23 protein-coding genes are annotated in these 23,487 nt (G+C 69.6%); 9 read left to right on the top strand and 14 right to left on the bottom strand.

The window, feature by feature from the left end:
• Positions 1-12: 12 nt before the first annotated feature.
• Entirely contained in the window at positions 13-945 is a 933-nt protein-coding gene (gene ligD, locus ACWIGU_RS07160) for a non-homologous end-joining DNA ligase (protein WP_454398277.1), read from the top strand.
• A gap of 93 nt (positions 946-1,038) precedes the next feature.
• Here ligD and ACWIGU_RS07155 read toward each other — a convergent pair whose 3' ends face one another.
• The 3 genes from ACWIGU_RS07155 to ACWIGU_RS07145 all read right to left on the bottom strand — a co-directional run bounded on the left by ACWIGU_RS07155 (position 1,039) and on the right by ACWIGU_RS07145 (position 3,484).
• Entirely contained in the window at positions 1,039-1,281 is a 243-nt protein-coding gene (locus tag ACWIGU_RS07155) for a hypothetical protein (protein ID WP_454398275.1), read from the bottom strand.
• A gap of 177 nt (positions 1,282-1,458) precedes the next feature.
• Entirely contained in the window at positions 1,459-2,697 is a 1,239-nt protein-coding gene (locus tag ACWIGU_RS07150; protein WP_454398273.1) for a PP2C family protein-serine/threonine phosphatase, read from the bottom strand.
• Positions 2,698-2,812: 115 nt separating this feature from the next.
• A complete protein-coding gene (locus ACWIGU_RS07145) occupies positions 2,813-3,484 on the bottom strand; it encodes an endonuclease (protein WP_454398271.1) in 672 nt (223 codons plus the stop codon).
• Between the two features lie 834 nt (positions 3,485-4,318).
• Here ACWIGU_RS07145 and ACWIGU_RS07140 point away from each other — a divergent pair.
• Both ACWIGU_RS07140 and ACWIGU_RS07135 read left to right on the top strand, forming a co-directional pair.
• On the top strand, positions 4,319-4,492 hold the full coding sequence (locus tag ACWIGU_RS07140; RefSeq protein WP_454398269.1) for a CsbD family protein: 174 nt from the start codon (positions 4,319-4,321) through the stop codon (positions 4,490-4,492).
• Between the two features lie 278 nt (positions 4,493-4,770).
• On the top strand, positions 4,771-5,865 hold the full coding sequence (locus ACWIGU_RS07135) for a glutamate--cysteine ligase (protein WP_454398628.1): 1,095 nt from the start codon (positions 4,771-4,773) through the stop codon (positions 5,863-5,865).
• A 319-nt stretch (positions 5,866-6,184) separates the two neighbouring features.
• Here the strand turns inward: ACWIGU_RS07135 and ACWIGU_RS07130 are convergent, their stop codons facing one another.
• From ACWIGU_RS07130 to ACWIGU_RS07105, 6 genes are all read right to left on the bottom strand, one after another.
• Positions 6,185-6,721: an isochorismatase family cysteine hydrolase gene (locus ACWIGU_RS07130; RefSeq protein ID WP_454398267.1), complete on the bottom strand. Its 537-nt coding sequence runs from the start codon at positions 6,719-6,721 to the stop codon at positions 6,185-6,187.
• 89 nt (positions 6,722-6,810) lie between these two features.
• Positions 6,811-8,622 (bottom strand): complex I subunit 5 family protein, encoded by a 1,812-nt coding sequence (locus ACWIGU_RS07125; protein ID WP_454398265.1) that lies wholly within the window; start codon positions 8,620-8,622, stop codon positions 6,811-6,813.
• Positions 8,619-8,966: a sodium:proton antiporter gene (locus ACWIGU_RS07120; protein ID WP_356285958.1), complete on the bottom strand. Its 348-nt coding sequence runs from the start codon at positions 8,964-8,966 to the stop codon at positions 8,619-8,621. The genes ACWIGU_RS07125 and ACWIGU_RS07120 overlap by 4 nt, the downstream gene beginning before the upstream one ends.
• A complete protein-coding gene (locus ACWIGU_RS07115) occupies positions 8,963-9,736 on the bottom strand; it encodes an MnhB domain-containing protein (protein WP_454398262.1) in 774 nt (257 codons plus the stop codon). Before ACWIGU_RS07115 ends, ACWIGU_RS07120 begins: the two co-directional genes overlap by 4 nt.
• The gene (locus ACWIGU_RS07110) at positions 9,733-10,002 is read right to left on the bottom strand and encodes a hydrogenase subunit MbhD domain-containing protein (protein WP_454398260.1); all 270 of its coding nucleotides are present in this window, start codon (positions 10,000-10,002) and stop codon (positions 9,733-9,735) included. Before ACWIGU_RS07110 ends, ACWIGU_RS07115 begins: the two co-directional genes overlap by 4 nt.
• On the bottom strand, positions 9,995-10,465 hold the full coding sequence (locus ACWIGU_RS07105) for an MrpF/PhaF family protein (protein ID WP_356285967.1): 471 nt from the start codon (positions 10,463-10,465) through the stop codon (positions 9,995-9,997). Before ACWIGU_RS07105 ends, ACWIGU_RS07110 begins: the two co-directional genes overlap by 8 nt.
• Positions 10,466-11,119: 654 nt before the next feature.
• Between ACWIGU_RS07105 and ACWIGU_RS07100 the strand changes: the two genes are divergently transcribed.
• Both ACWIGU_RS07100 and ACWIGU_RS07095 read left to right on the top strand, forming a co-directional pair.
• Positions 11,120-12,640 carry a catalase gene (locus ACWIGU_RS07100; protein WP_454398258.1) on the top strand — a complete coding sequence of 507 codons (1,521 nt, stop codon included), beginning with the start codon at positions 11,120-11,122 and terminating at the stop codon, positions 12,638-12,640.
• Between the two features lie 274 nt (positions 12,641-12,914).
• Complete coding sequence (locus tag ACWIGU_RS07095) at positions 12,915-13,070, top strand: DUF6131 family protein (protein WP_356286113.1); 156 nt, start codon at positions 12,915-12,917, stop codon at positions 13,068-13,070.
• 197 nt (positions 13,071-13,267) lie between these two features.
• Here ACWIGU_RS07095 and ACWIGU_RS07090 read toward each other — a convergent pair whose 3' ends face one another.
• Positions 13,268-13,825: a hypothetical protein gene (locus tag ACWIGU_RS07090; RefSeq protein ID WP_454398255.1), complete on the bottom strand. Its 558-nt coding sequence runs from the start codon at positions 13,823-13,825 to the stop codon at positions 13,268-13,270.
• Positions 13,826-14,313: 488 nt separating this feature from the next.
• Here ACWIGU_RS07090 and ACWIGU_RS07085 point away from each other — a divergent pair, with 488 nt between their 5' ends.
• Together ACWIGU_RS07085 and ACWIGU_RS07080 are read left to right on the top strand one after the other, a co-directional pair.
• Complete coding sequence (locus tag ACWIGU_RS07085; protein ID WP_454398253.1) at positions 14,314-15,651, top strand: hypothetical protein; 1,338 nt, start codon at positions 14,314-14,316, stop codon at positions 15,649-15,651.
• Positions 15,652-15,791: 140 nt separating this feature from the next.
• Positions 15,792-17,945: a SpoIIE family protein phosphatase gene (locus tag ACWIGU_RS07080; protein WP_454398251.1), complete on the top strand. Its 2,154-nt coding sequence runs from the start codon at positions 15,792-15,794 to the stop codon at positions 17,943-17,945.
• 456 nt (positions 17,946-18,401) lie between these two features.
• Here the strand turns inward: ACWIGU_RS07080 and ACWIGU_RS07075 are convergent, their stop codons facing one another.
• Positions 18,402-18,809 (bottom strand): RidA family protein, encoded by a 408-nt coding sequence (locus ACWIGU_RS07075; RefSeq protein WP_266571041.1) that lies wholly within the window; start codon positions 18,807-18,809, stop codon positions 18,402-18,404.
• 142 nt (positions 18,810-18,951) lie between these two features.
• Here ACWIGU_RS07075 and ACWIGU_RS07070 point away from each other — a divergent pair, with 142 nt between their 5' ends.
• Positions 18,952-19,332 carry a winged helix-turn-helix transcriptional regulator gene (locus tag ACWIGU_RS07070; protein WP_099498680.1) on the top strand — a complete coding sequence of 127 codons (381 nt, stop codon included), beginning with the start codon at positions 18,952-18,954 and terminating at the stop codon, positions 19,330-19,332.
• Positions 19,333-19,840: 508 nt separating this feature from the next.
• Positions 19,841-21,007, top strand: coding sequence for a lactate 2-monooxygenase (locus ACWIGU_RS07065; RefSeq protein WP_454398248.1), 1,167 nt, complete (start codon positions 19,841-19,843; stop codon positions 21,005-21,007).
• Here the strand turns inward: ACWIGU_RS07065 and ACWIGU_RS07060 are convergent.
• From ACWIGU_RS07060 to ACWIGU_RS07050, 3 genes are all read right to left on the bottom strand, one after another.
• Complete coding sequence (locus ACWIGU_RS07060) at positions 20,976-21,848, bottom strand: YihY/virulence factor BrkB family protein (RefSeq protein WP_454398626.1); 873 nt, start codon at positions 21,846-21,848, stop codon at positions 20,976-20,978. The two genes, ACWIGU_RS07065 and ACWIGU_RS07060, sit on opposite strands and share 32 nt — an antisense overlap.
• A 238-nt stretch (positions 21,849-22,086) precedes the next feature.
• The gene (locus tag ACWIGU_RS07055) at positions 22,087-22,671 is read right to left on the bottom strand and encodes a nucleosidase (RefSeq protein WP_454398246.1); all 585 of its coding nucleotides are present in this window, start codon (positions 22,669-22,671) and stop codon (positions 22,087-22,089) included.
• Positions 22,672-22,726: 55 nt separating this feature from the next.
• The gene (locus tag ACWIGU_RS07050; RefSeq protein ID WP_454398244.1) at positions 22,727-23,365 is read right to left on the bottom strand and encodes a TetR/AcrR family transcriptional regulator; all 639 of its coding nucleotides are present in this window, start codon (positions 23,363-23,365) and stop codon (positions 22,727-22,729) included.
• Positions 23,366-23,487: the final 122 nt, after the last annotated feature.

The raw sequence follows: 23,487 nt of genomic DNA, 5'->3' as shown, positions 1-23,487 counted from the left end.
GAGGACACCGAGATGACCAGCATCGAGACGGTCCGGGTGGGTCGTCGGACCCTCGACGTGCACCGGCCGGACAAAGTGCTGTTCCCTGCGAGTGGAAGCGGCAAGGAGTACACGAAGAGCGACCTTGTCGCCTACTACCGGGCGGTCGCCCCCTTCATGCTGCCGCACCTGCGGGGCCGCCCTCTGATGCTGGAACGGCACCCCGACGGGATCGACGGCCCCGAGTTCATGCAGAAGAACACCCCGGACCACTACCCGGACTGGATCGAGCGCGTCGAGGTGCCGAAGGAGGGTGGCACCGTCGTGCACCCGGTGTGCGCGAACACCGCGACCCTCGTCTACCTCGCCGATCAGGCCTGCCTCACGCTCCACCGATGGCTGTCCAGGGCCGACCGAACCGACCTGATCGCCCGGCCCGACCGTCTGGTCTTCGACCTCGACCCGGCAGACGGGGGTGACTTCGCCTCCGTCCGTCAAGCCGCCAGACTCCTGGGGGAGTTGCTCGACCAGCTGGAACTGTCTTCCGGGCTGATGACCACCGGCTCGCGTGGCCTGCACGTCGTCGTCCCCCTCACCAGGCGCCACGACTTCGACGAGGTGCGTGAGTTCGCCGCGGACGTTGCCGACACCCTCGCGCACGCGCACCCGGACGAACTCACCACCGAGGTCCGCAAGAAGGACCGGGGCGACCGGCTCTACGTCGACGTGCAACGCAACGCCTACGCCCAGACCGCCGTGGCTCCCTTCGCCGTCCGTGCCAAGCCCGGTGCGCCCGTCGCCGCCCCCATCTCCTGGAGGCAGTTGGACGATCCACGGCTGGACGCCCAGCGCTGGACGATTGCCGACGCCGCCGAGCAGGGCCGCGCCGACCCCTGGGCCGGGCTGATGAACCACGGAAGGTCCCTCGGACCGGCCAGGCGCCTGCTCCGGTCCCGTCGTGGCTGACACGCACCTTCGCGCGACCGCTGCCGGGGGTCCCGCATCGGTGGCGGGCTCATGTCCGGGCTGCCCTGCCGGGACCGCACGGCGCGCGGTGCGTCAGCCGGACGGTTCGTCGGGCACAGGGTGGTCAGGGTTCGGGCTTGCGGAGTGCGGGGCACCGCGCCGGCCCGTACCGGCCTCGTCGGTGTCGGGGATCTCCGTGTCGGGCTCGGGGCGCTCCTCGTCGGCCGGCCGAGTCACATCGTCGTCCCAGCGATCCGGGCCGGTTCCTGCCTGCTGGTCGGGCATGTCCCTCGGCGTGGGGTCCGGTACGGGTGCTTCGGGTCGGCTGTCGCTCACAGCGCTCTCCCTTCTTCGGCGGGCTGGTGCGTCCCACGCGTACCCCGGCCGATGGAAACGATGTCCTTGCGGCTGCGGCTGCGGCTGTGGCTGCTGCTCTGCGCCTCTTGCGAGGGCCAGTCCGAGGCAGTGCGTCTGCCCTGGTCGAGATTCGGCGCGGCGAGGAAGGCGCCGACATCACCGACCACTTGTCTCTGCTGCCCGGGCTGTGGGCCACCACTCGAACATGAGGATCGTCGCGTCGTCGCGGAGACGGTTCTCCTGGGCGTCCAGGATCGAGTGGATGAGGCGTCGCAGCGTCTCCGGCGCCAGTTCGCCCGTCGCGGCGGCCCGGACGACGTAGTCGGCGAACCTCTCGAGGCCGAGCTCGCCGCCGTCCACCGTCCGGGCTTCCGTGACGCCATCGGTGAACATCAGCACCCGGTCACCCGGCTCCAGGGCGATCTCGTGGACCTGCCGAGTCGCCGAGGCGAAGGCGGCCGTCATGCCCATGGGCGGCTCGGCGTCGCGCTCCATGGCTCCGGCGTCAAGACGCTGGTCGCGGACGAGGAGCGGCGCGGGGTGCCCGCAGTTGATCCAGCGCAGCTTGCCCGTGGCCAGCTCCAGTTGAGTGAGCACGGCGGTACAGAACTGGTCCGGCAGCCACGTGGTGAGGGCTGCGTCGACGGACTCCACGAGGTCGGGAAGGTCCGCTCCGGTGCGACGCGCGTTGCGGCAGGCGGTGAGCGACACGACCGAGGTCAGTCCCGAGGCCAGATCGTGTCCCATGGCGTCAAAGATCGCCGTGTGCAGGGCCGAGTCGGTCAGGGCGTGGTCGAACGCGTCCCCGCCGATCTCGTACGCCGGCTCCAGGACGGCTGTCGACACGACGCGTGGCGTGCCGATGGTGCGGGGCGGGAGGTAGGCGCGCAGCATCTCGGCCGGCAGCTGCATCGGCTCGGTACGGGTCTGGCAGACATAGGTGTCCTTGTACGCCCGCTTCGACGTGATCATCATGGCGAGCAGGGCGGCGAGCGTCCTGCCGCGCCGCAGCGACAGCGGGTCGAGGGCCGGCGACAGTACAGCGAGGACGCCGAGGCGTTCCGCCCCGTCCACAAGCGGCAACCAGGCTGTCATCCCTCCGAGGTCGGACTCCTCGACGCGCAGGGACTGGGTGCGGTACGTCCATCCGGCGAGCGAGCCGTCGATGGGGAGCGCCGGCACGAGATCGTGGAGCGGGGTCAGCTGTCGTTGCTGCAGGTCGGCGAGGTAGACCACGGAGTGCTGAAGGCCCAGGGCTTTGGTGCAGCGCGCCACAGCGGTGGTGAGGTCGAGTGCCGCGTTGCCGGGGTCCGCGAGGAACTCGCCAAGGGCAGCGTCAGGGCTCTCGGCGACGGCCACCTCATCACCCCTCGTCACGTCCGGATCCAGCTCCACGGCGGGTGCGTACCTGTGCAGTCTCACACCGGGGCGTACGGCTCGCGCGTGGGGAGGGACCCGATGCCCCGTCGTGATGGTTCCTCGGGCTTCGACATGTCTCCGGGAGCGGCAGTCAGGCGACGTGGTTCAGGCAGTCCGCCACGACTTCCTTGTCCAAGGCAGCGCGCACCAGCGCCGAGGCCAGCTCCGCCTTCGGCGTCTCATCCGCGAGTCGGACGAGGTCGGAGGTTCGTCGCGGCAAGCCCAGACGCTCGGCGCCCTGGAGCGCCTTGGAGTCCAGGAATGGGCCGAACTCCGGCCACACATCCTGGACCTCACGCAGGAAGATGTCCGCTCCCATCGGGCCGATTCCCGGCAGTTCCTGCAACAGGCGCCGCAACTCGTCCGCGTCGCCGTCCGCCTGCTGCCGCATCCGGCGCAGGTCGCCGCCCCAGCGGTCGATCAGGATGTCGCCGCCGTCGCCCAACTGGGTTGCCGTGCGTTCGTCGTAGCGGCGATATCCACCGTGCCCGAGGGCATCGACGCGCTGCTGCCAGGTGGCTTCGGTCATGCGTTTCGGGTCCCTCAGCCCGGCCTCGTAGAGGGACCGCAATGTCGAGACCGCGACGGAAGCACGGATCCGCGCGCTGAGCAGGTGCGCCAGTACGAGTGTCCGGTAGAGCGGCTGCGGCGTGTCCTTCAAAGGGATGTGGGCCTCGGCGGCATAGGTCTGTCCGTGACGGCGGAGCAGTTGCCGCATCACTTCCTTGTTCCTCTTGTCGTCAGGCCCCTTGTTGTCGGTCATGGCTACCGCTACTCCTCAGCGTGACTGCTCAGGAATGACACCTCCCACGGTATCCCCGGGCGACGGGGGTATTCCTGGTCCACTCATGTCACTCGTCGAGCCGCCGGTCCCGATCGATCGGATGACGATCGGCAGGACCGTGAGAGCCAGGGCCGGCACTCCGACGCCCAGCAGCGCCACGCCCGACAGGTCGAGGTCGCCCTTGCGGCGGGGTGAGACGTGGGGCATGAGTCTGCTGCCCAGCACGAGTGCCACCGCCCCGACCGGGATGGCAGCCGCGGCGGGCGGCGCTCTGCAGACGGGGCAACGGCTCGGCGCCGCTGCACTCGACTGGTGGCACGATCGATCACCGGGCGCTGGCGGGGGCCCGGACTCATTGCCTGCCCACACCTCTGTGCGGAGCGGCTGAGCCCTGCAGAGGTACGGGCGTGCACCCGGTGTGCAATGCCGACATCATGAGATGCGGGGCCCGTGAACCAACTGGCGCACCGATGAGGGAGAGCCGATGACACGCCGGGCCGCCGTTGACCGCGTGCTTGGCGCCGCAGTACGCCTTTTCCAGCGCCGACAGGTCCGCTGGTGCGGCGGCGCGCCGACGGTCTGAGCGCCTCCGAAGGTCCGAGCCAGCGCACAAGCCGGACCGCACGGCCTCCCGCGGCGTGCAGCGGGTCGTGCGAACACTGAGGCTCGGGTATCCCCGAAGCACGTAGAGAAACCTGCTCGGAGACCATTCGTCCGCGGTCAGATCCTGTGCTTGACAACGCCCACGAGGGGTACTCGCGACGAGGGCAACGCAGGGAGACCTGCCTTGACGGGACAGGATGGGAGAACGCTGTGTCTGGGAGCGAGAAGGCCAAAGCCAAGAAGGAACAGATGATGGGAAAGATGAAGGAAGCGGTCGGGCGCGTCGCAGGGAGTCACGAGACGGTGGCCGAAGGTCGTGGGGAGAAGCTCAAGGGGTACGCGCGCCAGGCCAGGGAGAAGGCGAAGGACGCCTTCCACCGCTGAGGGATACCAACTACTTCTGAGCCGGTCGCACGGCTCCGTGCGGCCGGCTCAGGATGCTCAGTCACTCCGGGCCGGAGTGTGTGCCGCTGTTGCTGCCGTTTCGAATGTCCGAATGCCTGAGGGAAGGCGGCGGGGGTACTCGCCTGGCAGTCGGCCCCGCTGTGGGTATACGGAAGGACGTGCTCATGGCCACATCTCACGACCCGGCTGCCCCGGTGCGGCCACCGCAGCGCAAGCCGGACACGGTCATCCGTGCCGGCGACAACAGCGGCGGCACGGTGAGCCGGCTCCCAGTCGGTGTGAAAGAGGAATATCTGCTCCTTGACGCCGACACCGGCCTACCGGCGCAGAAGGCGGATCAAGTGCGCGGCGCCGCCGGGCTCGAACCGATCGCAGAAGAACGTGAGATCCGGGCAGAGCTGACTCAGGCTCAGATCGAGGTGGTCACCCCGGAGTGCGTCGACCTCGACGAGGTGGGGGGCCACTTGCTGCGCCTGCGCCACGCCTTGGGGCGCGCGGCGGAGAGCCGCGGTTGCCGTCTCGCCGCCTGTGCCACGCCACCGCTCAAGGAGGTGGAGCCGCCGCCGGTGACCAACCTGCCGCGCTACCACGCCGTGCGTGCGACCTCTGCGCAGCTGGCGTCCGAGCAGTTGGTGTGCGGCATGCAGGTGAACGTCGCGGTGCCCGATCCGGAGATCGGCGTCACCGTGCTGAACCGCATCCGGCTGTGGCTTCCGGTCGTCGTCGCCATGGCCGCCAACTCGCCCTTCTGGGCCGGACAGGACACCGGGTTCGCCAGCTGGCGGACGGTCGTGTTCGGCCGGTGGCCGGTGAGCGGTCCGTCGCCGCACTTCGACGGCCTCGCCGACCACGAGCAGCGTCTCCAGCGACTCCTCTCCTGCGGAGTGATCACGGACTTGGGTCAGATCTACTGGCAGGCCCGTCTTTCAAGCCACTCTGCGACGGTGGAGGTGCGCTGCCCGGACGTTCAGCTCCGAGCGGACGAGGCGGTCATGATCACCGGGATCGTCCGCGCGCTGGTCGCTACCGCGATCACGGACGGGGGCGCCCCCGTACAACCTTGCCCGCCGGAACTGCTGCAGGCGATGAACTGGCACGCTGCGCTCCACGGGCTCGGCGGATCGCTGGTGGACGCCGAAGGAAGACTCCGCAGCGCCGGGGACGTCTTGTCCCAGCTGACGGATCGCATCACGCCCGCACTCCTGGAGGCGGGCGACAGTCGTGAGGTCGCCGCACTGGTACACCGCCTCCTCCGCGAGGGCACGGCCTCGGATCGACAGCGGCGTGCCTTGGAGGACGGAGACATGCGCGCAGTCACCGACTTGATCATCGCCGAGACCACGGCGGATTGAGCGCTGATCGTGGGCCGCCACCGCGTCCACCGTCGCTCCGATGAGGCGCGCATAGCGGATGAGCAGGTCCTGTGGGATGGCCGATCAGAATGATCACAGCCAGGACAGCGACCAGCCGGGACCGTTCCACACCGCCCCGGGGGGGGGTACCCAGGCGATCAGTTCCGCGGGAAAGCGCAGGTCCGACGCGATGAGGTCGTCCGGTCGTTCCATGATTCCCCCGAGTAGCCGTGACCATCGTCGTCGGACGATGTCACGCCACTGGATCGAACGGTACTGATCCGGAGAACCTCGTCCTTATGCGGGCGCCCGGACGGCGTCAGAACTCGAGATCGTCGGTGACCCGGATGTTGGCGCCCATGTTCCGTTCCATCATCCGCAGAGCCGCGTCGGCCAGGTCCTCGTGGATGTGGGCGACCGCGTCGCGGGGGACCGTGACGTCCAGGTGCCGGATGTGGGCGTCGAGTGCCGAATACAGGACGCACTGCTCGGTGACCTGCCCGCACAGCACGACATGCTCGATCCCCTGCTGCCTCAGGAGATAGCTGAGTGGGGTCTCGAAGAAGATGGAATGACGTGCCTTGACGACGAACAGCGACTCCTGGTCAGGGCCGAGAGGGCGGACGAGGTCGGCGTGCGGCCCTGCGAGAGCCGTTTCCAGGATCTCCCCGTGGTGGGACCGCCACTGCCCGAAATTGTCGTTGGCGTAGATGACGGGAACGTCGTGGCGGCGGGCGTTCTCGAGCAGCCTCACGATGGCGGGCAGAGCCTCCTCGGCAGCGGGGATCAGCAGGTCGGCGTCGGCGTGGTCATACGTGTTGATCATGTCGATGACGATGACCGCGGTCTTTCCCATGACTTCTACTGTGCCGACAGTTGCCCCGGCTGCGCCTGTTCACGCGCCCGCGATGCCCCCGTACAGGCGCCGACCGTGCCGCCCGTCCGTCACCAAAGGAGGACGGTCAGCAGAGTGATCCCCGCCAGCGTGAACGCGACGTAGTCGCCCAGGTGACCCGACTGGAGGCGGAGGAGGGGCGCGACCCACCTGGACGGTTCGTCGGACGCGGGCCGGTGCACCGCCGACCAGGCGAGCGCGAGTGCCAGTACCGAGGAGAGCAGGCCCAGGACGACGCCGAGGGCCGTCCAGTGCGGGGCAGGTGTGACCGGTGGGGCTGCTGCCTCACCCGTAAGCAGGGCGGCCGCCTCATACCCGGCGTGGTCGGTGAACGCGTCGGACGCTGTGCGGACGGCCGGCCACAGAGCCGGCACCACCCCCACCGCCAGCGCACCCGCCAGGAGGAGCGCGGGCACGGCGAGCATGGTGTCCGGGATGCGCCGCAACCGTCCGCGTGTCTCCGGTTCCTCGTCCTTGCCGGTCGTCGTCTCCACGTCACCTGACGGGCGAGGCCCCCAGCCCAGGAAGACCCGCGCCGAGGCCCGCAGCACCGCTCCTCCCGTGAGTGCGGAGGTGATGACGAAGACGACGGTCGGCCACGCCCCGGCAGCCTCCTCGGAAACTGCCTTGCCCAGGCTCGTACCGAAGGGCGGCAGCCCGGCGAGCGCCAGACCACCTACCGTGAAGAGGGCGCCCACGAGAGGGAGTTGACGGCCCTGGCCGTGCAGCTCGTGTTCATCGACGCTGCTGAAACGATCGAGGAGGATGCCCGTACAGGCGAAGAGCCCGGCTTTCGCTCCCGCATGGGCGAGTACGTAGAGGATGGTCCCGCCGAGGCCCTGCGGAGTGAGGAGCGAGACCCCGATGAGGAACAGCCCCGTGTGGGAGACGCTGGAGTAGGCGAGCAGTCGCTTGAGGTGGCGTTGGTGCCAGCACATCACGGCGCCCACGAGAGCCGTCACCACGCCCAGGGTGAGCAGCGCGCGGTGCACGTCGGGCCCCGGCATGCCACCGGGGCCCGCGAACACGGTCCAGTACACACGCCCCGTGCCGTAGACGCCGAGCTCGACCATGACACCTGACAGCAGGAGACAGACGGGCGTCGGCGCGACGGCATGGGCATCGGGAAGCCAGAACTGGAACGGCACCGCCGCCGCCTTGATGAGGAGCCCGGTGACGACCAGGACGAAGGCGGCCAGGACCAGGGCGTCGGGGCGGGCGCCGTGCGGCTGCGCGTCGAGGCGGCCGCCGATCTGCGCGAGACCGAGCTCGCCCGTGCGTCCGTAGAGCAGACCGATGCCGAGCAGGGTGGTGTAGCCGCCGAGGGAGTTGACGATGCCGAACGTCAACGCGCCCTGTACCGCCCGGGCTTCCTCGACCCGGTAGCCGGTCAGGGCGTAGGCGACCACGCCCATGAGTTCGAAGAACACGAACGCGTTGAAGAGGTCGCCGGTGAGGACGAAGCCGCACATGCCCGCCTGGAACAGCAGGATGAGCGCGGGGAACGAGCCGGCGTGCTGGTGCGGGGGTTCGTCGAAGTACCGCCACGAATAGGCGAGTGCCGCGACCACGAGGACGCAGACGAGCGCGGCGAGACCGACGCCGACGCGGTCGCCGACGAGCACGATGCCCACGCTCACCCCGTTGCGGGGCCGCCAGCCGCCCATCCATTCGACGGCACGCGAGCCCGCCGACGGCGCCCGTACGAGGACTGCGACGGCCCACGCGGCCGCTCCCGCGGAGAAGACGAAGCCCATCACCTCGGCGGCGAACCTGGGCAGCCGCCGGCCCGCCGCGACCAGGAGCGCCGCACCGAGGAGCGGTGTGGCCACGATCAACGGCAGCAGCTGTGCGGCTGTCATCCTCGTAGCTCCGACAGTTCGTCCGGGTCGACGGTGCCGTGCCGTTTGGCGGTCTGGATGACGAGCGCGAGCAGCAGTGCGGTGACGGTGGCGCCCACGACGACGTCCGTCAGGGCGAGCGCCTGGACGACCGGGTCGACGACGGGACGGGACCCGGGCGTGATGTCGGAGAAGACGGGAGCGGTGCCGCCTCGGCGGTAGCCCACCGCGAGCAGCAGCACGTATGTCGAGCTCTGGCACACGGAAAGGCAGCCGACCGCGTGGATCAGGTTGCGGCTCGTGGCCAGCCCGTAGCAGCCGGCCAGGAAGATCCAGCCCGCGGCGAGATACGGCAGCACACTCACGACCGGCCGCCCTCCCCGTTCTTCCGCCCGGTCCCGACCCGACCGCCGCCCTCGATCTCCAGGGCCTGGTCGAGGAACCGGGCGAGCAGCACGACGATCGCTGCGGCCACCTCCACACCGATCGCGGCGTTCAGGAGTGGGACGGTTCCGCCGGAGGACAGGGTGTTGAACGTGCCGTACGGCAGGAAGTTGTCCAGGAACGCCGACCCGGCCAACAGCCCCGCCGCGCCGAGCAGGACGTAGGCGGCCTCGCCCGCGGCGTCCGCGACCGCGTACGCGGCCGCCGGTCGGATGCGTTCCAGTGCCTTGTAGTCGACGGCGATGTAGAGGAGGTGCAGGGCGGTCGCCACGATGACGCCGCCCTGGAAGCCACCGCCGGGGCTCAGCTGGCCGTGCGCGATGACGTAGAGGCCGATGAGCAGGGTGACGGGGAGGGCGATCAGCGCGTAGCGGCGCACGGGCGGGTCGACGTGGACGGTCTCGGGCGGTTCGGTGTGCTCGTCGCGCGTCTCGCGGAGCAGGACGACGGTGCCGAGGACGGCGGTGAACAGGATGGATTCCTCGCCGAGGGTGTCGAAGGCGCGTTGGTCGAAGTTGACGGAGGAGATGACGTTGGCGGTGTGCCGCGCGAGGGCACTTCGCACGGCGCGCTCGCCGTACGGATGCGAGCGGCCTCCGAAGTGGGGCATGTCGAACGCGGCGCATGCGAGGAGAACGGCCACACCCAGCCCGCCCGCCCACAGCAGCCACAGCCGGGCCTTCCTGCTCACTCGGACCGTCCTTCCCGGCCGCCACGCCGGCTCCTGCCGCGCACCTTGCGGACGGCGAGCAGGAGCATCAGCGGCGTCATCGCGGAGCCGACCGCGAGCTGCGAGAGTGCCACGTCCGGAGCCTGCAGAACGGTGAACAGGACTGCGAACGCGAGCCCGAGCAGGGCCAGCACGAGCGCCTGACGGGCCGGGTCGCGCGTGAGGACGGCGGCTGTCGCGGCGGCGACGACGAGCGCGAGCGCCAGGGCGACAAGAAGGTCAGCCATCGTGTGCCTTCCGTGACATGGACACCTTCCCCGACACCGCCCGGCCCGCGACGGCGTTACCTGCGATCAGCAGCGCCCCGATGACAAGCAGTTTCACGAGCGCGCGGCCCGGCCCCGTCGCCACGCAGAGCGGCAGGACGACGAGCGCCGGGGCGGCCACGGCGAGGCCCGTCATGATGCGCGTGACACGGGCCGTGGGCGGTTCGGCGGCCAGCTCGTCGGCGAGCAGACGCGCGTAGACGAGCGTTCCGGCCGGCCCGAGGACCGCCAGGACGAGTGCCAGATCGATGTACGAGGTACGGGCATAGCCCTGCGCGAGCAACAGCATGACCAGGCACACGAGGAGTGTCGCGAGGTTCTGCGCGACGACGCGGCGCCGGACGGGCCCGGTGCTCGCGCCCCAGAGTGCCGGGGCCACACCGAGTGCGAGCAGGGCTGCGGCCGCGACAAGCCAGCCGTTCACGGAGTCCGCTCTGGCAACCGGGGCTTCATGGCGAGTCGCTCCGCCTGGCCGCGGCGAGGCGCGCCGCGCGCGCGGCGCAGGCTGCGCAGAGAGCGGCGGACGAGCCGACCACCCACTCCAGAAGGTCGACGCGGGAGACCAGCACGAGCCAGAGCCCCGTCAACACCAGCCACCAGCCGACCACTTCAGCTGACCCGCGTACTGCCGCCGAGCCCGCGCCGGCACGAACCATGAGTCCACCTCCCGCCGTACCGGGTGCCCGGCCGCCAGGCTCTCATGCAGCTGTGCGACGTCGCGTCAACCTGGCCGGTGACGGCGTCAACGGTGCGCGCGGCGCCATCGCCGAGATCCGCGACAACCTCGCCAGTCCCGGCGGACGCTGACCTCAGACCCGGGAAACCGGGCCCCGACACGTTTCGTCGGCGTGAAACGAGGTCACCCGGACCCGGACCGCCGAGAGGCCACCCAGCAGGACGGCCGAGCAGGAAAAAGCGCCGAATCAGCGAAGAAGCCGCAGGCTGTATGTGAACCAGTACGCCCACGTATCTGCCGGGATGCCGATCAGCCGCGAAACTGCCCCGCCGTGACCCTCCGTAGCCGCGGGCCCGGTTTCGCGGCGCGACAAACACACCGATCGAAAGGCGCACGTTGCTCATGAATGACGTCACAGGCAAGGCGACCACCACGGATGCCGGTGGCCCGGTCGAGAGCGACGAACACTCGCTCACCGTCGGCGCCGATGGCCCGGTCCTCCTGCAGGACTCCTATCTGATCGAGCAGATGGCGCAGTTCAACCGGGAGCGCATCCCTGAGCGGCAGCCGCACGCCAAGGGCAGCGGCGCCTTCGGCCACTTCGAAGTCACCGCAGACGTCAGCGCCTACACGAAGGCCGCGGTCTTCCAGCCGGGCACACGTACCGACCTGGTGATCCGGTTCTCGACCGTCGCCGGCGAGCGCGGGAGCCCGGACACCTGGCGTGACCCGCGCGGATTCGCGGTGAAGTTCTACACCACCGAGGGCAACTACGACATGGTCGGGAACAACACCCCGGTCTTCTTCGTGAAGGACCCGATGAAGTTCCAGCACTTCATCCGCTCCCAGAAACGCCGTGCGGACAACAACCTCCGCGACCACGACATGCAGTGGGACTTCTGGACCCTCTCACCCGAGTCCGCGCACCAGGTCACGTGGCTCATGGGCGACCGGGGCATCCCGCGCTCCTGGCGCCACATGAACGGCTACACCTCGCACACGTACATGTGGATCAACGCGCAGGGCGAGCGGTTCTGGGTGAAGTACCACTTCAAGACCGACCAGGGCATCGAGTTCTTCACCCAGGACGAGGGTGACCAGATGTGCGCGACCGACACCGATTACCACACACGGGATCTCTTCGAGCACATCCGGGACGGCGAGTACCCGAGCTGGACACTCAAGGTGCAGGTCATGCCGTACGACGATGCGGCCACCTACCGCTTCAACCCGTTCGACCTGACCAAGGTGTGGCCGCACGGGGACTACCCGCTGATCGAGGTCGGCAGGATGACCCTCGACCGCAATCCCACGGACAATCACGCCGAGATCGAACAGGCCGCGTTCCAGCCCAACAACCTCGTCCCCGGCATCGGCCCCAGCCCCGACCGTATGCTGCTGGCGCGGCTGTTCTCCTACGCCGACGCGCACCGTCACCGCATCGGCGGCAACTACCAGCAGCTTCCGGTCAACGCTCCCGTCGCGCCGCTGAACACATACTCCAAAGACGGAGCCATGGCGTACCGCAAGACCGAGGACCCGGTCTACGCCCCCAACTCCAAGGGCGGCCCGGCGGCCGACACGGGCCGCTACGCGCCGCCCAGCTGGCACGCGGACGGCGACATCACGCGCGCCGCGTACGTCGACCATGCCGATGACGACGACTGGGGCCAGCCGGGCACGCTGGTGCGCGAGGTCCTTGACGACGCCGCTCGCGACCGTCTCGTGGACAACGTCGTCGGGCACCTGCTCAACGGGGTGAGTGAACCCGTCCTCGCCAGGGCCTTCGAGTACTGGTCCAACATCGACAAGTCCATCGGCGAGCGCATCCAGAAGGGCGTGCGCGCCAAGGCGGACGAGAAGGACCCCAAGGCGACGGAGCAGGCGAACCCTGCCCGGAGCGGCATGCAGGGGAAGGCCTGAGCGGGCTTCCGGCGATCCTGCGACGGGCTCGCATGTGCTGGACGGGCAGTGTGAACTGCGTGAACTGTCAACGAAGCGCAGTTGTTTGAAGCAGACGCCGCCGTGTCATCGCTGGACACCCACAGCCCGGTTGACGCCCGCCCGACTGCCCGAGCCGGCTGTCAGACCCAACTGGATCCTGATGCGGGTCCGCCTCGCTCCTGTATGTGTCGCGGCATCCGGGAGGGGTACCTGCTGTTCAGGGGGCAATGAGGTCACTGACCTGGAGGCCCACATGATCGTTTTGGGGATCATCCTGCTCGTGGTCGGACTTGTCACGGGGATCGGCATCCTCTGGACCATCGGAGTCGTCCTACTGGTTATCGGATGCATTCTTTGGATCCTCGGCGGGGTCGGTCACGCTGTGGGTGGGCGTCGGCACTATTGGTAACGCCTTTTTTGCCGGCTGCGCCGCCGCGTTCCCTATCCTGGTCGTGACGGGGACGGGACATCGCCGCGTGAAGCGCGGCCGCAAGTTCGGTCGGTGAAGTCGAGAGCCCGTGCGTTCCTGGCTGCAGGCCACGCCACGCTGCCCGTGAGGACAGGGTCCGACGTGGAGTCGCCTTGCAGAGTTCCTCCTGGGCCGGGTCAGGCACGTGCGTGGCGCGACTGGCCGCCGTTGGTGAGCAGTTCGTCGAACAGCGTGCGGTATTGCGTCATGGCGCCTCGCAGCTGCTCGGTGCTTGCTTTGTGTTGCGTGCTGAGGGTGTCGATTTCGTGGGCTTCCCGGTAATGCTTCAGGGTGCTCCCGTGCTCGACGGAAAGGTCTTTGAGGCGTTGTTCGAAGTCCTCCGTGGGGTAGCCCCTTTCGTGCATGAGTGAGGTCACCAGACGGTCCGCGTCGTGCACCGCCGTTTCGGGACGGTCGACGAACTCTTGTTGTACGCCGTCCCAGTCGTGCCGGTAGCGTTCGCGGCGTCCCTCTTCCAAGGGCTTGATGTCGAGTGCGTCATGGCGTTTCTCCCGGGCCTTGAGGTCCCGCTCGCCGGCCGTGCGGCTGTCGGCGTCTTCCACCGTCCGGTCGTACTCGGGCCCGAATTGCTCACGAAGGTGGCGACGGCGCATGAAGAGCGCCACGGCCACGCCGATCAGAATCAGCACCACGGCCACCGGGATGACGATCGCCAGAAGAGTTCCTGTTGACATGGAGAGCGACCTCCCTCGTTGCGGATCGCCCTACAATTTTATGCTTTGTCGTCTACATCTAGCGGGGTAACTGTCGGTTACCGGCGGACGATCGATTGGCATCCCACGCGTGCCGGCGGCATGGTGCGAGCGGACCGCGGCGCCGTCCTCCCGTCGGTCCTCGCCTCACCGGATGCAGCCCCCGATCCGTCGCATGGCCAGGCGCGGACAGACGACCCGCTCCGCGAGGCCGGACATGGCATGACTGAGTGGCTCCGCCCAAACAGGCCTGCTGGACCCGGGCGCCGGCTCCTCACCCGTTCGCAGTCGCTCTGCATGCCCCCACGCCCTCCCAGACGTTGACTGGGACCAGCCAGGAGGCACCGCAGGAGCTATGGCGTCGACGGTGACAGCCGTACGAGGTCGGCTTATAGGTTCCGGGCACCCGGTCAGGCCGGCAGGGAGGCACCCGCGTCCGCCCCTTCCCGCTCGTCGTGAAAGGTCCCCACATGCACGAAGACTCCGCGCCGTCCCGCCGCGCGTTCCTGCGGAGCGCCGCAGCCGCCGGACTGGTCACGGCCGTATCCGGCCTGGCGGTGTCGGCGTGCTCCCCTTCTCGTCGGACGGACGCCGCCGCGGCCTCGCCCAGCCCGACCGGGCCCGGCGCAAGCGCGTCAGAAGACGGTCTCACGGCCAACGGCTACGGCCACACTGACGCCGACTTCGCCCGCGTGGGGTTGAAGCGCGACACCATCGAGCTCTGGGAGGACGGCTTCCGCACAGCCTCGCACAACGACGAACCGAACGTCTTCGAGTGGTGGTACTCCGACTTCACCGGCGACGACGGCACCGTCGTGTCCTTCACCCTGAGCACCCGGCTCGACGACGGTTTCGTCCCCGAGCCCGGCGAGGCCGGACGCAAACCCAAGTCCAGCGTCATCGTGACCGACCCCGACGGCACCAGCCACGGCGGAACGCACGCCTTCGGCTGGGACGAGTTCTCCAGTTCCAAGGAGCGCTGCGACGTGCGCCTGGGGCCGTTCACCTTCAGCGGCGACCTGAAGACGTACCACATGAAGGGCCAGTTGGGCGACGTGGGCGTCGATCTGACCCTGACGAGCGTGGTGCAGCCCTTCCGGCCCGGCACCGGCATCCTCTACTTCGGTGACACCGACAAGTCCTTCGGCTGGTTGGCCGTGGTGCCGTCCGGCACCGCCACCGGAATCGTCACCGTGAACGGCAAAAAGCGCTCTTTCACCGGCCACGGTTATCACGACCACAACTGGGGCAACCAGCCCTTCCCTTACGGCGTCGCGCACTGGCGCTGGGGCCGCGGCAGCGTCGGCCAGTACTCGGTGATCGGCGCCGATCTCCACCTGCGCAAGGAGTACGACTCCGCCATCGTCCCCGTCTTCCTCGTGGACGACACGAAGAGCGGCAAGCGCATGGTCGGCGCATTCGGCACCCAGACGGTGAAAGCCGAGGAGTCCGGCCCGAAGGCGTACCCCAACCCCGCTTACCCCAAGGACTATTACAGCAAGGTCCACTGGAGCTACCACGACGGCAACGACAGGGCCGATTTCACCTTCACCGACACCAACCAGCTGATCGCCAGCAGGCAATACGTCACCAAGCCCACACAGGCCCAGAAAACCGCCCTGGACAAGCTCGGCATCGACGAGATCTGGTACACCCGCTACGCCACCAAGAACGACCTCACCCTCGCCGTCGCCGGCACCCAAGCCTCCGGCACCGGCACCGGCACCCTGGAGGCCGCCCAGTTCGGTCTGAGCGCAGCCGCACCGAAGGGCAGTGCCGGCCCCACCCCATCGGCGTCCAGCTCCTGATCAGCCCGTGAGCCGTCGGCGCTTCGGCCGGGGCACCCGTCCGGGCCCCGCCGCCCTGTGAGGCGGAGGGGCTCCCTCCCTGGCATCGTGAGAAGGGAGATGCGACCGAGGCGGGGGAGATCACGGGAGATCTGCCAGGCGTGGACGGTACACAGGGCCCGCAGGGGCACAGTCCGCCGACGTCCGCAGCCGCGGGTGTGTTGCGGCAACTGGGCACGGAAAGGGCGGCGGCGCTGCTCGATGTCCTGTGCGCCGAGGCAGCGGACGGCGGCCTGTACGTTCTGGACGCCGACCTGCACAGCTTGCGCTTCGACAGCAGCGATCCCCCGACGCCGGCCCCGGCTGACGCGGACGAGAGTGTTTCCCTGGAGGCGGGCCTGTCGCTTCCCCACGTGCAACGGGCGCTGCGCACATCCCTGGCAACAGGTGAGCCCGTCCGCGACCTGCACTGTCCGGTGAACGCCGTGCACGGAGAGCAGCGAAAGCGGCGGGTGCTGTCCCTCTCGGCCTATCCCCTGCGCGATCGGGACCGGCAACCTCTCGGCCTGGCCGTGACGCTCACCGATATCACGGACCGCGAGCGCGCCGAGAAGCGACTGGAGCTGCTGGAGCGGGCGGACTCGGTGATCGGCAGCTCACTGGACGTCTTCAGCACCGCGCAGGAACTGGCCGAGGCCGCGGTCCCCGGCCTCGCGGACGCGGCCGCCGTCGACGTGCTCGACACCGTGCTGCACGGCGACGCGCCCGCGCCGGGGCCGCTCCTCGACCCGGTCACCGTACGCCGGGCGGGATTCGCGACGACGGGGCGGGAGGGCGGGCACGGTGTGCATGAGGTGGGCTGCGTGCGCGTCATGCGGCAGGGCCGACCGTACGCCTACGTGCTCGCCGATCTGACCCCGCGCGTGGTGAACGATCTCGGAGGCGACGACTCGGCTGCGTGGCTGTCGCACGATCCAGACCGGGCAACCTTGTTCCGGAGCGCTGGAGTGCACTCGCTGCTGGTGGTGCCCCTCGCCGCTCGCGGCGTGGTTCTGGGCCTCGCCGCGTTCTATCGTGCGGGGCAGTCGGAGCCGTTCGACGACGCGGACGCCGACGTTGCCGGGGAACTGGCGACGCGGGCCGCGCTCTGCCTGGACAACGCGCGTCTCTACATGCGCGAGCGAACCCTTGCCCGGATCGCCCAGCGGGAGTTGTTGCCGAGGCGCATGCCTGCCACGCGTGCGGTGGAGACCGCCTACACGTATCTGCCCGTGGCGGCGGGCGGAGCCTGGCTCGACGTGATCCCGCTGTCCGGGGCCCGTGTGGCGCTGGTGGCGGGTGACGTACGAGGCAGCGGGCTGCGCGCAGCCACCGCGATGGGCCAAGTCCGCACTGCCGTCCACGCGTTCGCCGCCATGGACCTGGAGCCGGTCGAACTCCTGACGAGGCTGCACGAGCTGACGGCCGGCGTCGCCATGGAAAAGGGCCCGGCGCAATTCCCGGCACAGGCCGACGGCTCTGCGCCGCACGACCGCGAGATGAACGACGGCGCGCTGGCGAGCTGCCTGTACGTCGTGTACGACCCGGTGACCCTGCAGTGCGAGGCCGTCAGCGCCGGGCACCCGCCGCCCGTGGTGACGCCCCCGCAGACAGCGCCGTACCTGCTGGACCTGGCTCCCGGTCCCGCGCTGGGGCGCGGGGCCGCTTCGTACCGGTCGACGACCGTCGAACTGCCGACGGACAGTGTGCTCGCGCTGTTCAACGACGGCCTGGTGCGCGGCACAGCCCGGGACGACGACCGGCTTCCCCTCCTCATGCACCACCTGGCCCGGGCCTGGGAGCGCCCGCTGCGGCAGCTGTGCGACACGCTGGTGACCACCGTGCTGCCCGACGGCCCCGACGACGACGCGCTGCTGCTCCTCGCCCGCACCCAGGCCCTGGGCCCCCACGACCTCGGGTACTGGACGTTGCCCCACGACCCGCGCAGCGCCTCCAGGGCCCGGCGGCTGGTTGCCGGCCGACTGGCCGAATGGGGGCTGGATGACGTGATCCCCGGTGCCGAACTGATCGTCAGCGAACTGGTCACCAACGCCGTTCGCTACGCCGAGGGCACCATCGGCCTGCGTCTGATCCGTGACGACGCGCTTACCTGCGAGGTCACGGACTCCAGCAGCGCGGCACCCCACCTGCGTCTCGCCGACGAGTCCGACGAGGGAGGCCGCGGCCTCTACCTTGTCGGGACGCTGGCCAGGCGCTGGGGCACGCGCCACTCCGCCCGCGGCAAGACGATCTGGGCCGAGCTGCAGAATCCCTGACGGCCGCCAGGGGCCGTTCCCGCGTGCTCTTGCGAGGAACCTCGGGGGTTCATCCCGGGGAGGAATCGCATCCGGTGAGGGGGACACTCACGGGCCGCGGGAGCCGCAGGGGCCGGGCGTCGGCGATGAGTCCCGGGGTCGTACCGGGTCTAGGGGACAGCGACCGCCGACGAGAGGACCGATCATGCCCACCGCCGAGACAGGGGTTCTCACGGGCGCGGCGCCTCTGATCTGTTACCGCTCGTTGGTGGCGGCGGGCCCATGGGTTGCCGCCCCGTGCACGACGCCGCCCACCGGCTCGGCTGGTCCGACTGGCGGCGACGTCATCAGGCCCGGTCCCGAGCCGGCCACTACCACCGGCAAGCCGCGAACCAGACATGGTGTGCCGAGCACGCTGGTTGGCAACTGAGCGCCGCAGTTGGCCACTTCGGTGCTCAGCGGGCGAAGGGCATCTGTTCAGTCGAGGACCGCGGTGGCTTCGATCTCGACCAGATGGTCGGGAACGTCCAGTGCCGCAACGCCCAGCAGCGTGGCCGGCGGGACCGGGGTGGTGCCCAGCTTTGCGGCCGCCCGGGAGATCCCCTCGAGCAGCGGCGGCATCTTGTCGGGGGTCCAGTCGACGACGTAGAAGGTCAGTTTCGCCACGTCGTCGAAGGAGCCGCCGGCCTCGGCCAAAGCGGTGCCGATGTTGAGGTAGCACTGCTCGACCTGCGCGGCGAGGTCGCCTTCGCCGACCGTGATCCCCTCGGCATCCCAGGCGACCTGCCCGGCGATGAAGACCAGCTTCGACCCCGTCGCGATCGACACCTGCCGGTAGACATCGATCTTGGGCAATCCACTCGGGTTTACCAGGTTGACGGCCATGCTGCCTGCCTCCTTGTCCTGAGCGCCTGTGGGCTCGTGTCCGCCCAACGAGTGCGCCTTCGGTCTCTTGTGGTTACTCAGGAACCATAGGAGAGTGGACACTGACATGGAAGAACGCACTTTCCAGTGACTGGGGAACCCGATGGTGACCAAACAGATCAAGGGCCCATCCGAGGAAGCAGACCTCAGGCGCGCGGACTCATTGGCGCGAGAGATCTTCTCCGACGTTGCCAACAAGTGGGCATTCCTGATCATCGAGACTCTCGGTGAACGCACCCTGCGCTTCAGCGAACTGCGGAACGAGATCGAGGGCATCAGCCACAAGATGCTCACCCAGAACCTGCGCATGCTGGAGCGCAACGGCCTGGTCGAGAGAAACGTGCACCCCACCGTCCCGCCGCGTGTCGAATACACCCTCACGGAGCCGGGCCAGGGCCTACGCGCAACCGTCGACGGAATGTGCGACTGGACGCACCGCTACTTCGGGCACATCGAGGCCGCCCGCCACCGCTTTGACGCCTGACAGCTGATCACGATCTACAGCTGGAGTACTTAGAACAGGCGGGCTCGGCGAGGATGCGTCGGCAGGCTCGGTATTCCGCTCGGATTACGGGGTGCAGGAGACTCCGTGACCTTGGAAGCTGCGCCCGTCGAGTTCCGGGGCGCTGCCGGATTGGCAGATCATCATGGACCGGGCATCACGCCGCTCCGTCGAAGCCCTTGTCAGTGGGCGACGTTGCAAGTGAACGAGTGAACCAGGCCTGGAACAGCGTCCTGATGCTGTCGGAGGCTTCCCCGTCGCGGTGTGTGTACTGCTCGCCCTCGCCGCGCCCCTCGCCCGGCGTGAACTGCTGCGCCGGGCCGCCAGGTGTTTCGGCGCGATCGCGGCCATAGTGCGCAGCGGGTCTCGAGCCGCCGTTGGGGTGCTGACCTGACCCCGAACCCCACGGGCACCCATCCATCGGCCTGCGCACTAGTGTCTGATCGCCACCGCCAGGACACGGTGGCGATCGACGAGGAGGGTGGCCGCGATGACGCAGCAGTTCGGTGACTACCAGCACGAGATCTACTTCAACGCGCTCGGGGGCGTCGTCCCCGAGCTGCCCATGGCCTTCACGGAACTGGAGAAGCGGGCCAGTGAGGCGCTCGCGCCGTCCGTGTGGTCGTACGTCGCCGGTGGCGCGGGCGACGAGTTCACCCAGCGCGCGAACGTCACCGCCTTCGAACAGTGGGGGCTCATTCCGCGCATGTTCGTCGGGGCGAGCCGGCGGGACCTGACCGTCGACCTCTTCGGACTCAAGCTCGACAGCCCGCTGTTCATGTGTCCCATCGGCGTGATCGGGCTCTGCGGGCAGGACGGGCACGGGGACCTCGCGACGGCACAGGCCGCCGCGCGCACGGGAGTTCCGATGGTGGCCTCCACCCTGTCCGCGGACCCCATGGAGGACGTGGCCAAGGAGTTCGGCGAGACCCCCGGCTTCTTCCAGCTCTACACGCCGACCGACCGCGACCTCGCCGAGAGCCTCGTCAGCCGCGCCGAGGCGGCCGGCTTCAAGGGGATCGTCGTCACCATGGACACCTGGGTCACCGGCTGGCGCCCCCGCGACCTGACCACCGGCAACTTCCCCCAGCTGCGCGGCCACTGCCTCAGCAATTACACCTCCGACCCGGTCTTCCGCTCCCGGCTCCCGCAGGGCCGCGCCGATGACACGCAGGCCGTCGTCATGCAGTTCGCGAGCGTCTTCGGCAACCCCCTGACGTGGGGCGACCTCCCCTGGCTGCGCTCGCTCACCAACCTGCCGCTGATCGTCAAAGGCCTGTGCCACCCCGAGGACGTACGACGGGCCAAGGACGGCGGCGTCGACGGGATCTACTGCTCCAACCACGGCGGGCGGCAGGCCAACGGAGGCCTAGCCGCCATCGACGCCCTGCCCGAGGTGGTGGAGGCCGCCGACGGCCTGCCCGTGCTGTTCGACTCGGGGGTGCGCTCAGGAGCCGATGTGGTCAAGGCGCTCGCCCTCGGCGCGACGGCGGTCGGCATCGGCCGACCCTACGCCTACGGCCTCGCCCTCGGCGGCGTCGACGGCATCGTCCACGTGCTGCGGTCCCTGCTCGCGGAGACCGACCTGATCATGGCCGTCGACGGCTATCCGACGCTCGCCGACCTCACTCCGCAGGCGCTGCGTCGCAGGCGCTGACCAGCGGCGCGTGGGGCGCGGACCGGTCCAGTTCGACCCCGAACTGGGCCCCCGCGAGCAGCGCCAGGTTCGACACCCACAGCCAGACGAGGAAGACGACGACACCCGCCAGGGAGCCGTAGAGCTTGCTGTAGGTGCCGAGCTGTGAGGCGTAGAGCGTGAAGCCGGCCGACGCGACGAGCCAGATCAGCGCGGCCAGCAGACCGCCCGGCAGGCCGTGCCGCCATCCTCGGGCGGCGGGCGGCCCGGAGCGGAAAAGCACCAGGACGAGCAGCGCCACCAGGCAGAGCAGGGCAGGCCACTTGAGGAGGTTCCAGGCCGCGGCGCCCAAGTCGCCGAGCCCGAGCCAGTGCCCCAGCGACTGGGCGAGGGATCCGCTGAGCACGCCGGCGAGCGCGCTGGCCATGAGCAGCGCCAGCAGCGTGCAGGCGGTCAGCAGGATGCGGTGGGCCTTGCGCCACGCGGGCCTGGTGTCGCGGACGCCGTGCAGCTTGTTGAGGGCCCGGCGGAACACGGCCGAGTAGCTCGATGCCGACCACAGGGCGCTGACGGCGCCCGCGATCGTCACGGTGAGCGCCGCGGACCGCTCGTGTGCCATGTGGCGCAGGGCGCCGTGCAGGGCGGCGCCCGACTCGGCGGGCGCCCAGGCCGTCACATGCGCGATCAGGGCGTCCGTCGTCGCCGGGCTGACGAGACCGATGAGCGAGACGGTCACGAGCATGGCGGGCAGCAGGGCGAGGATCGCGTAGTACGTCAACGCCGCGGCCCAGTCCGACACGTCGTCGTTCCACATCGACACCGGCGTGCGACGCAGCGCCGCCCACAGCCGGTGCCAGGACATCGACTTGGCGCCCGGCACGTGGCTGTGGCCGTGGTCGTTGTCGCCTTCGTCCGCGGCAGAGGCGGTCGTGGCGGGGGAGGGGACGGTTCGGGTGACCTGGGCCGTCGGCCGGGTTCCCAAGGCGTGCTCGTCTCGGTCGGAGGGCGCCCGACGGCCTTGGCGAGAGCGCCGGTGCGCGCGGGACATGGTCTGCGATCATCTCATCGCCGACCCCGCAGCCTGCCGGGGGAGTCGTGGATCAGGGGCGTACGGGGACGTTCCGCGCGGTCCAGTCGGCGAGGACGCGTGCGCAGTCGGCGACCGTCTCGCGCCAGGTCCTTGCCGCCCCGTCGCCCGCCTCGTCGCTGACATGCTTGACGATGCGCAGCGGAACACCGGCCTGCTGGGCGGCGGACGCGAGCGCGTAGCCCTCCATGTCGACGAGCGGGGCGCGCGCGGCCAGGCTGGCGCGGGCCGCCTCGTCGGAGATGAAGGAGTCGCCGGTCGCGAGGACGGGACCGCCGTGGTCGGGCAGGTCGATCGGCGCACCGTAGATCTCGCCCGTGAGCGAGGCGAGCACGGCGTTGTCCAGGTCGTGCTGGATCACGGAGCCGATGACGTGCGTGCCCGTCCAGCCGGGGCGCAGCGCACCCGCCGTGCCCAGATTCACGATGCCCGAGGGGTGCGGGCCGCGGGTCAGGACGGTGGCCAGCGCGGTCGCCGCGTTGACCTTGCCCATGCCGGTGAGCAGGACGGGGAGACCCGTGTCGAGGAACTGCGCCTCTTCCTTCACGGCCAGCACGAGCAGGGGGCGGCCGGCGGTGATCTCACCTATGAGTTCCATGCGGCAACGGTAGCCGCGGGGCGGTCGCCCACTCGCAGCCGGGGCACCCGTGGGGTCAGGGCTTTGCTCCTGCGCGGGGTGTGAGGCCGAGGAGCCGCAGGTACATCGCCGTCAGATCGGCGACCGCCCGGTCCCGGTGGTCCGGGTCGGCGGCCACGGCCCGTGCGAAGCCCGCGACCATGCCGGCCGCGGCGGTTGCCACGGACTCCGGCGAACCGGCCGGCTCGGCGAGGCCCTGGCGCACCAGACGGGCGATGTAGCGGGCGGTGCGCCCGCGGGGGCGGTCGTGGATCTCGTCGCGGAGCACGCGCATCGCCGGGTCCGTGAGCGACTGGTGTTCGAGCACGGTCAGGAACGCGAGGTTGTCCACGTAGGCGTCCAGGAACCCGGCGTTGGTCCGCTCGGCGAGCAGGTACGGGTCCTCGGCCTCCGGGTCCGCCGCTTCCTGCGCCGCGAGGAACCGGTCGCGCAGGTCGGCGGCGAGCACGGCGAAGACCTCCTGCTTGGAAGCGAAGTAGACGTAGAACGTGGCGCGGCCGACGTCGGCCTGTGCCGTGATGTCGGCGATCGTCGTGCGCGCATAGCCGCGCTGCTCGAAGACCGTGCGGGCCGCCGTGAGCAGTCGGCCCCGCGTGGCGCTGTCCTGGCGGTCCAGCTTGTCACGGACGGTCCAGGATTTTCTCGCGATCGGCATGGCCCCAGCTTATTGACGTTGACGTCGGCGTCAACGCAGACTGGGCGCGCCATTGACGTTGACATCAGCGTCAACGCACTGGCGCGTCGGTACGCCCGGCACGCCCCGAAGCCGTGTCACGT

The organism is Streptomyces sp. NPDC055400 (assembly GCF_053644375.1).
Note: the sequence above shows the minus strand (reverse complement) of the source record. Positions and strands in the feature narration are given on the sequence as shown.

Coding starts and splice junctions, on each gene's coding strand:
- ACWIGU_RS07100 (WP_454398258.1), top strand. CDS start 11,120: ATGAATGACGTCACAGGCAAGGCGACCACCACGGATGCCGGTGGCCCG.
- ligD (WP_454398277.1), top strand. CDS start 13: ATGACCAGCATCGAGACGGTCCGGGTGGGTCGTCGGACCCTCGACGTG.
- ACWIGU_RS07055 (WP_454398246.1), bottom strand. CDS start 22,671: ATGGAACTCATAGGTGAGATCACCGCCGGCCGCCCCCTGCTCGTGCTG.
- ACWIGU_RS07125 (WP_454398265.1), bottom strand. CDS start 8,622: ATGACAGCCGCACAGCTGCTGCCGTTGATCGTGGCCACACCGCTCCTC.
- ACWIGU_RS07050 (WP_454398244.1), bottom strand. CDS start 23,365: ATGCCGATCGCGAGAAAATCCTGGACCGTCCGTGACAAGCTGGACCGC.
- ACWIGU_RS07065 (WP_454398248.1), top strand. CDS start 19,841: ATGACGCAGCAGTTCGGTGACTACCAGCACGAGATCTACTTCAACGCG.
- ACWIGU_RS07130 (WP_454398267.1), bottom strand. CDS start 6,721: ATGGGAAAGACCGCGGTCATCGTCATCGACATGATCAACACGTATGAC.
- ACWIGU_RS07095 (WP_356286113.1), top strand. CDS start 12,915: ATGATCGTTTTGGGGATCATCCTGCTCGTGGTCGGACTTGTCACGGGG.
- ACWIGU_RS07070 (WP_099498680.1), top strand. CDS start 18,952: ATGGTGACCAAACAGATCAAGGGCCCATCCGAGGAAGCAGACCTCAGG.
- ACWIGU_RS07060 (WP_454398626.1), bottom strand. CDS start 21,848: ATGTCCTGGCACCGGCTGTGGGCGGCGCTGCGTCGCACGCCGGTGTCG.
- ACWIGU_RS07075 (WP_266571041.1), bottom strand. CDS start 18,809: ATGGCCGTCAACCTGGTAAACCCGAGTGGATTGCCCAAGATCGATGTC.
- ACWIGU_RS07085 (WP_454398253.1), top strand. CDS start 14,314: ATGCACGAAGACTCCGCGCCGTCCCGCCGCGCGTTCCTGCGGAGCGCC.
- ACWIGU_RS07090 (WP_454398255.1), bottom strand. CDS start 13,825: ATGTCAACAGGAACTCTTCTGGCGATCGTCATCCCGGTGGCCGTGGTG.
- ACWIGU_RS07110 (WP_454398260.1), bottom strand. CDS start 10,002: ATGGCTGACCTTCTTGTCGCCCTGGCGCTCGCGCTCGTCGTCGCCGCC.
- ACWIGU_RS07145 (WP_454398271.1), bottom strand. CDS start 3,484: ATGACCGACAACAAGGGGCCTGACGACAAGAGGAACAAGGAAGTGATG.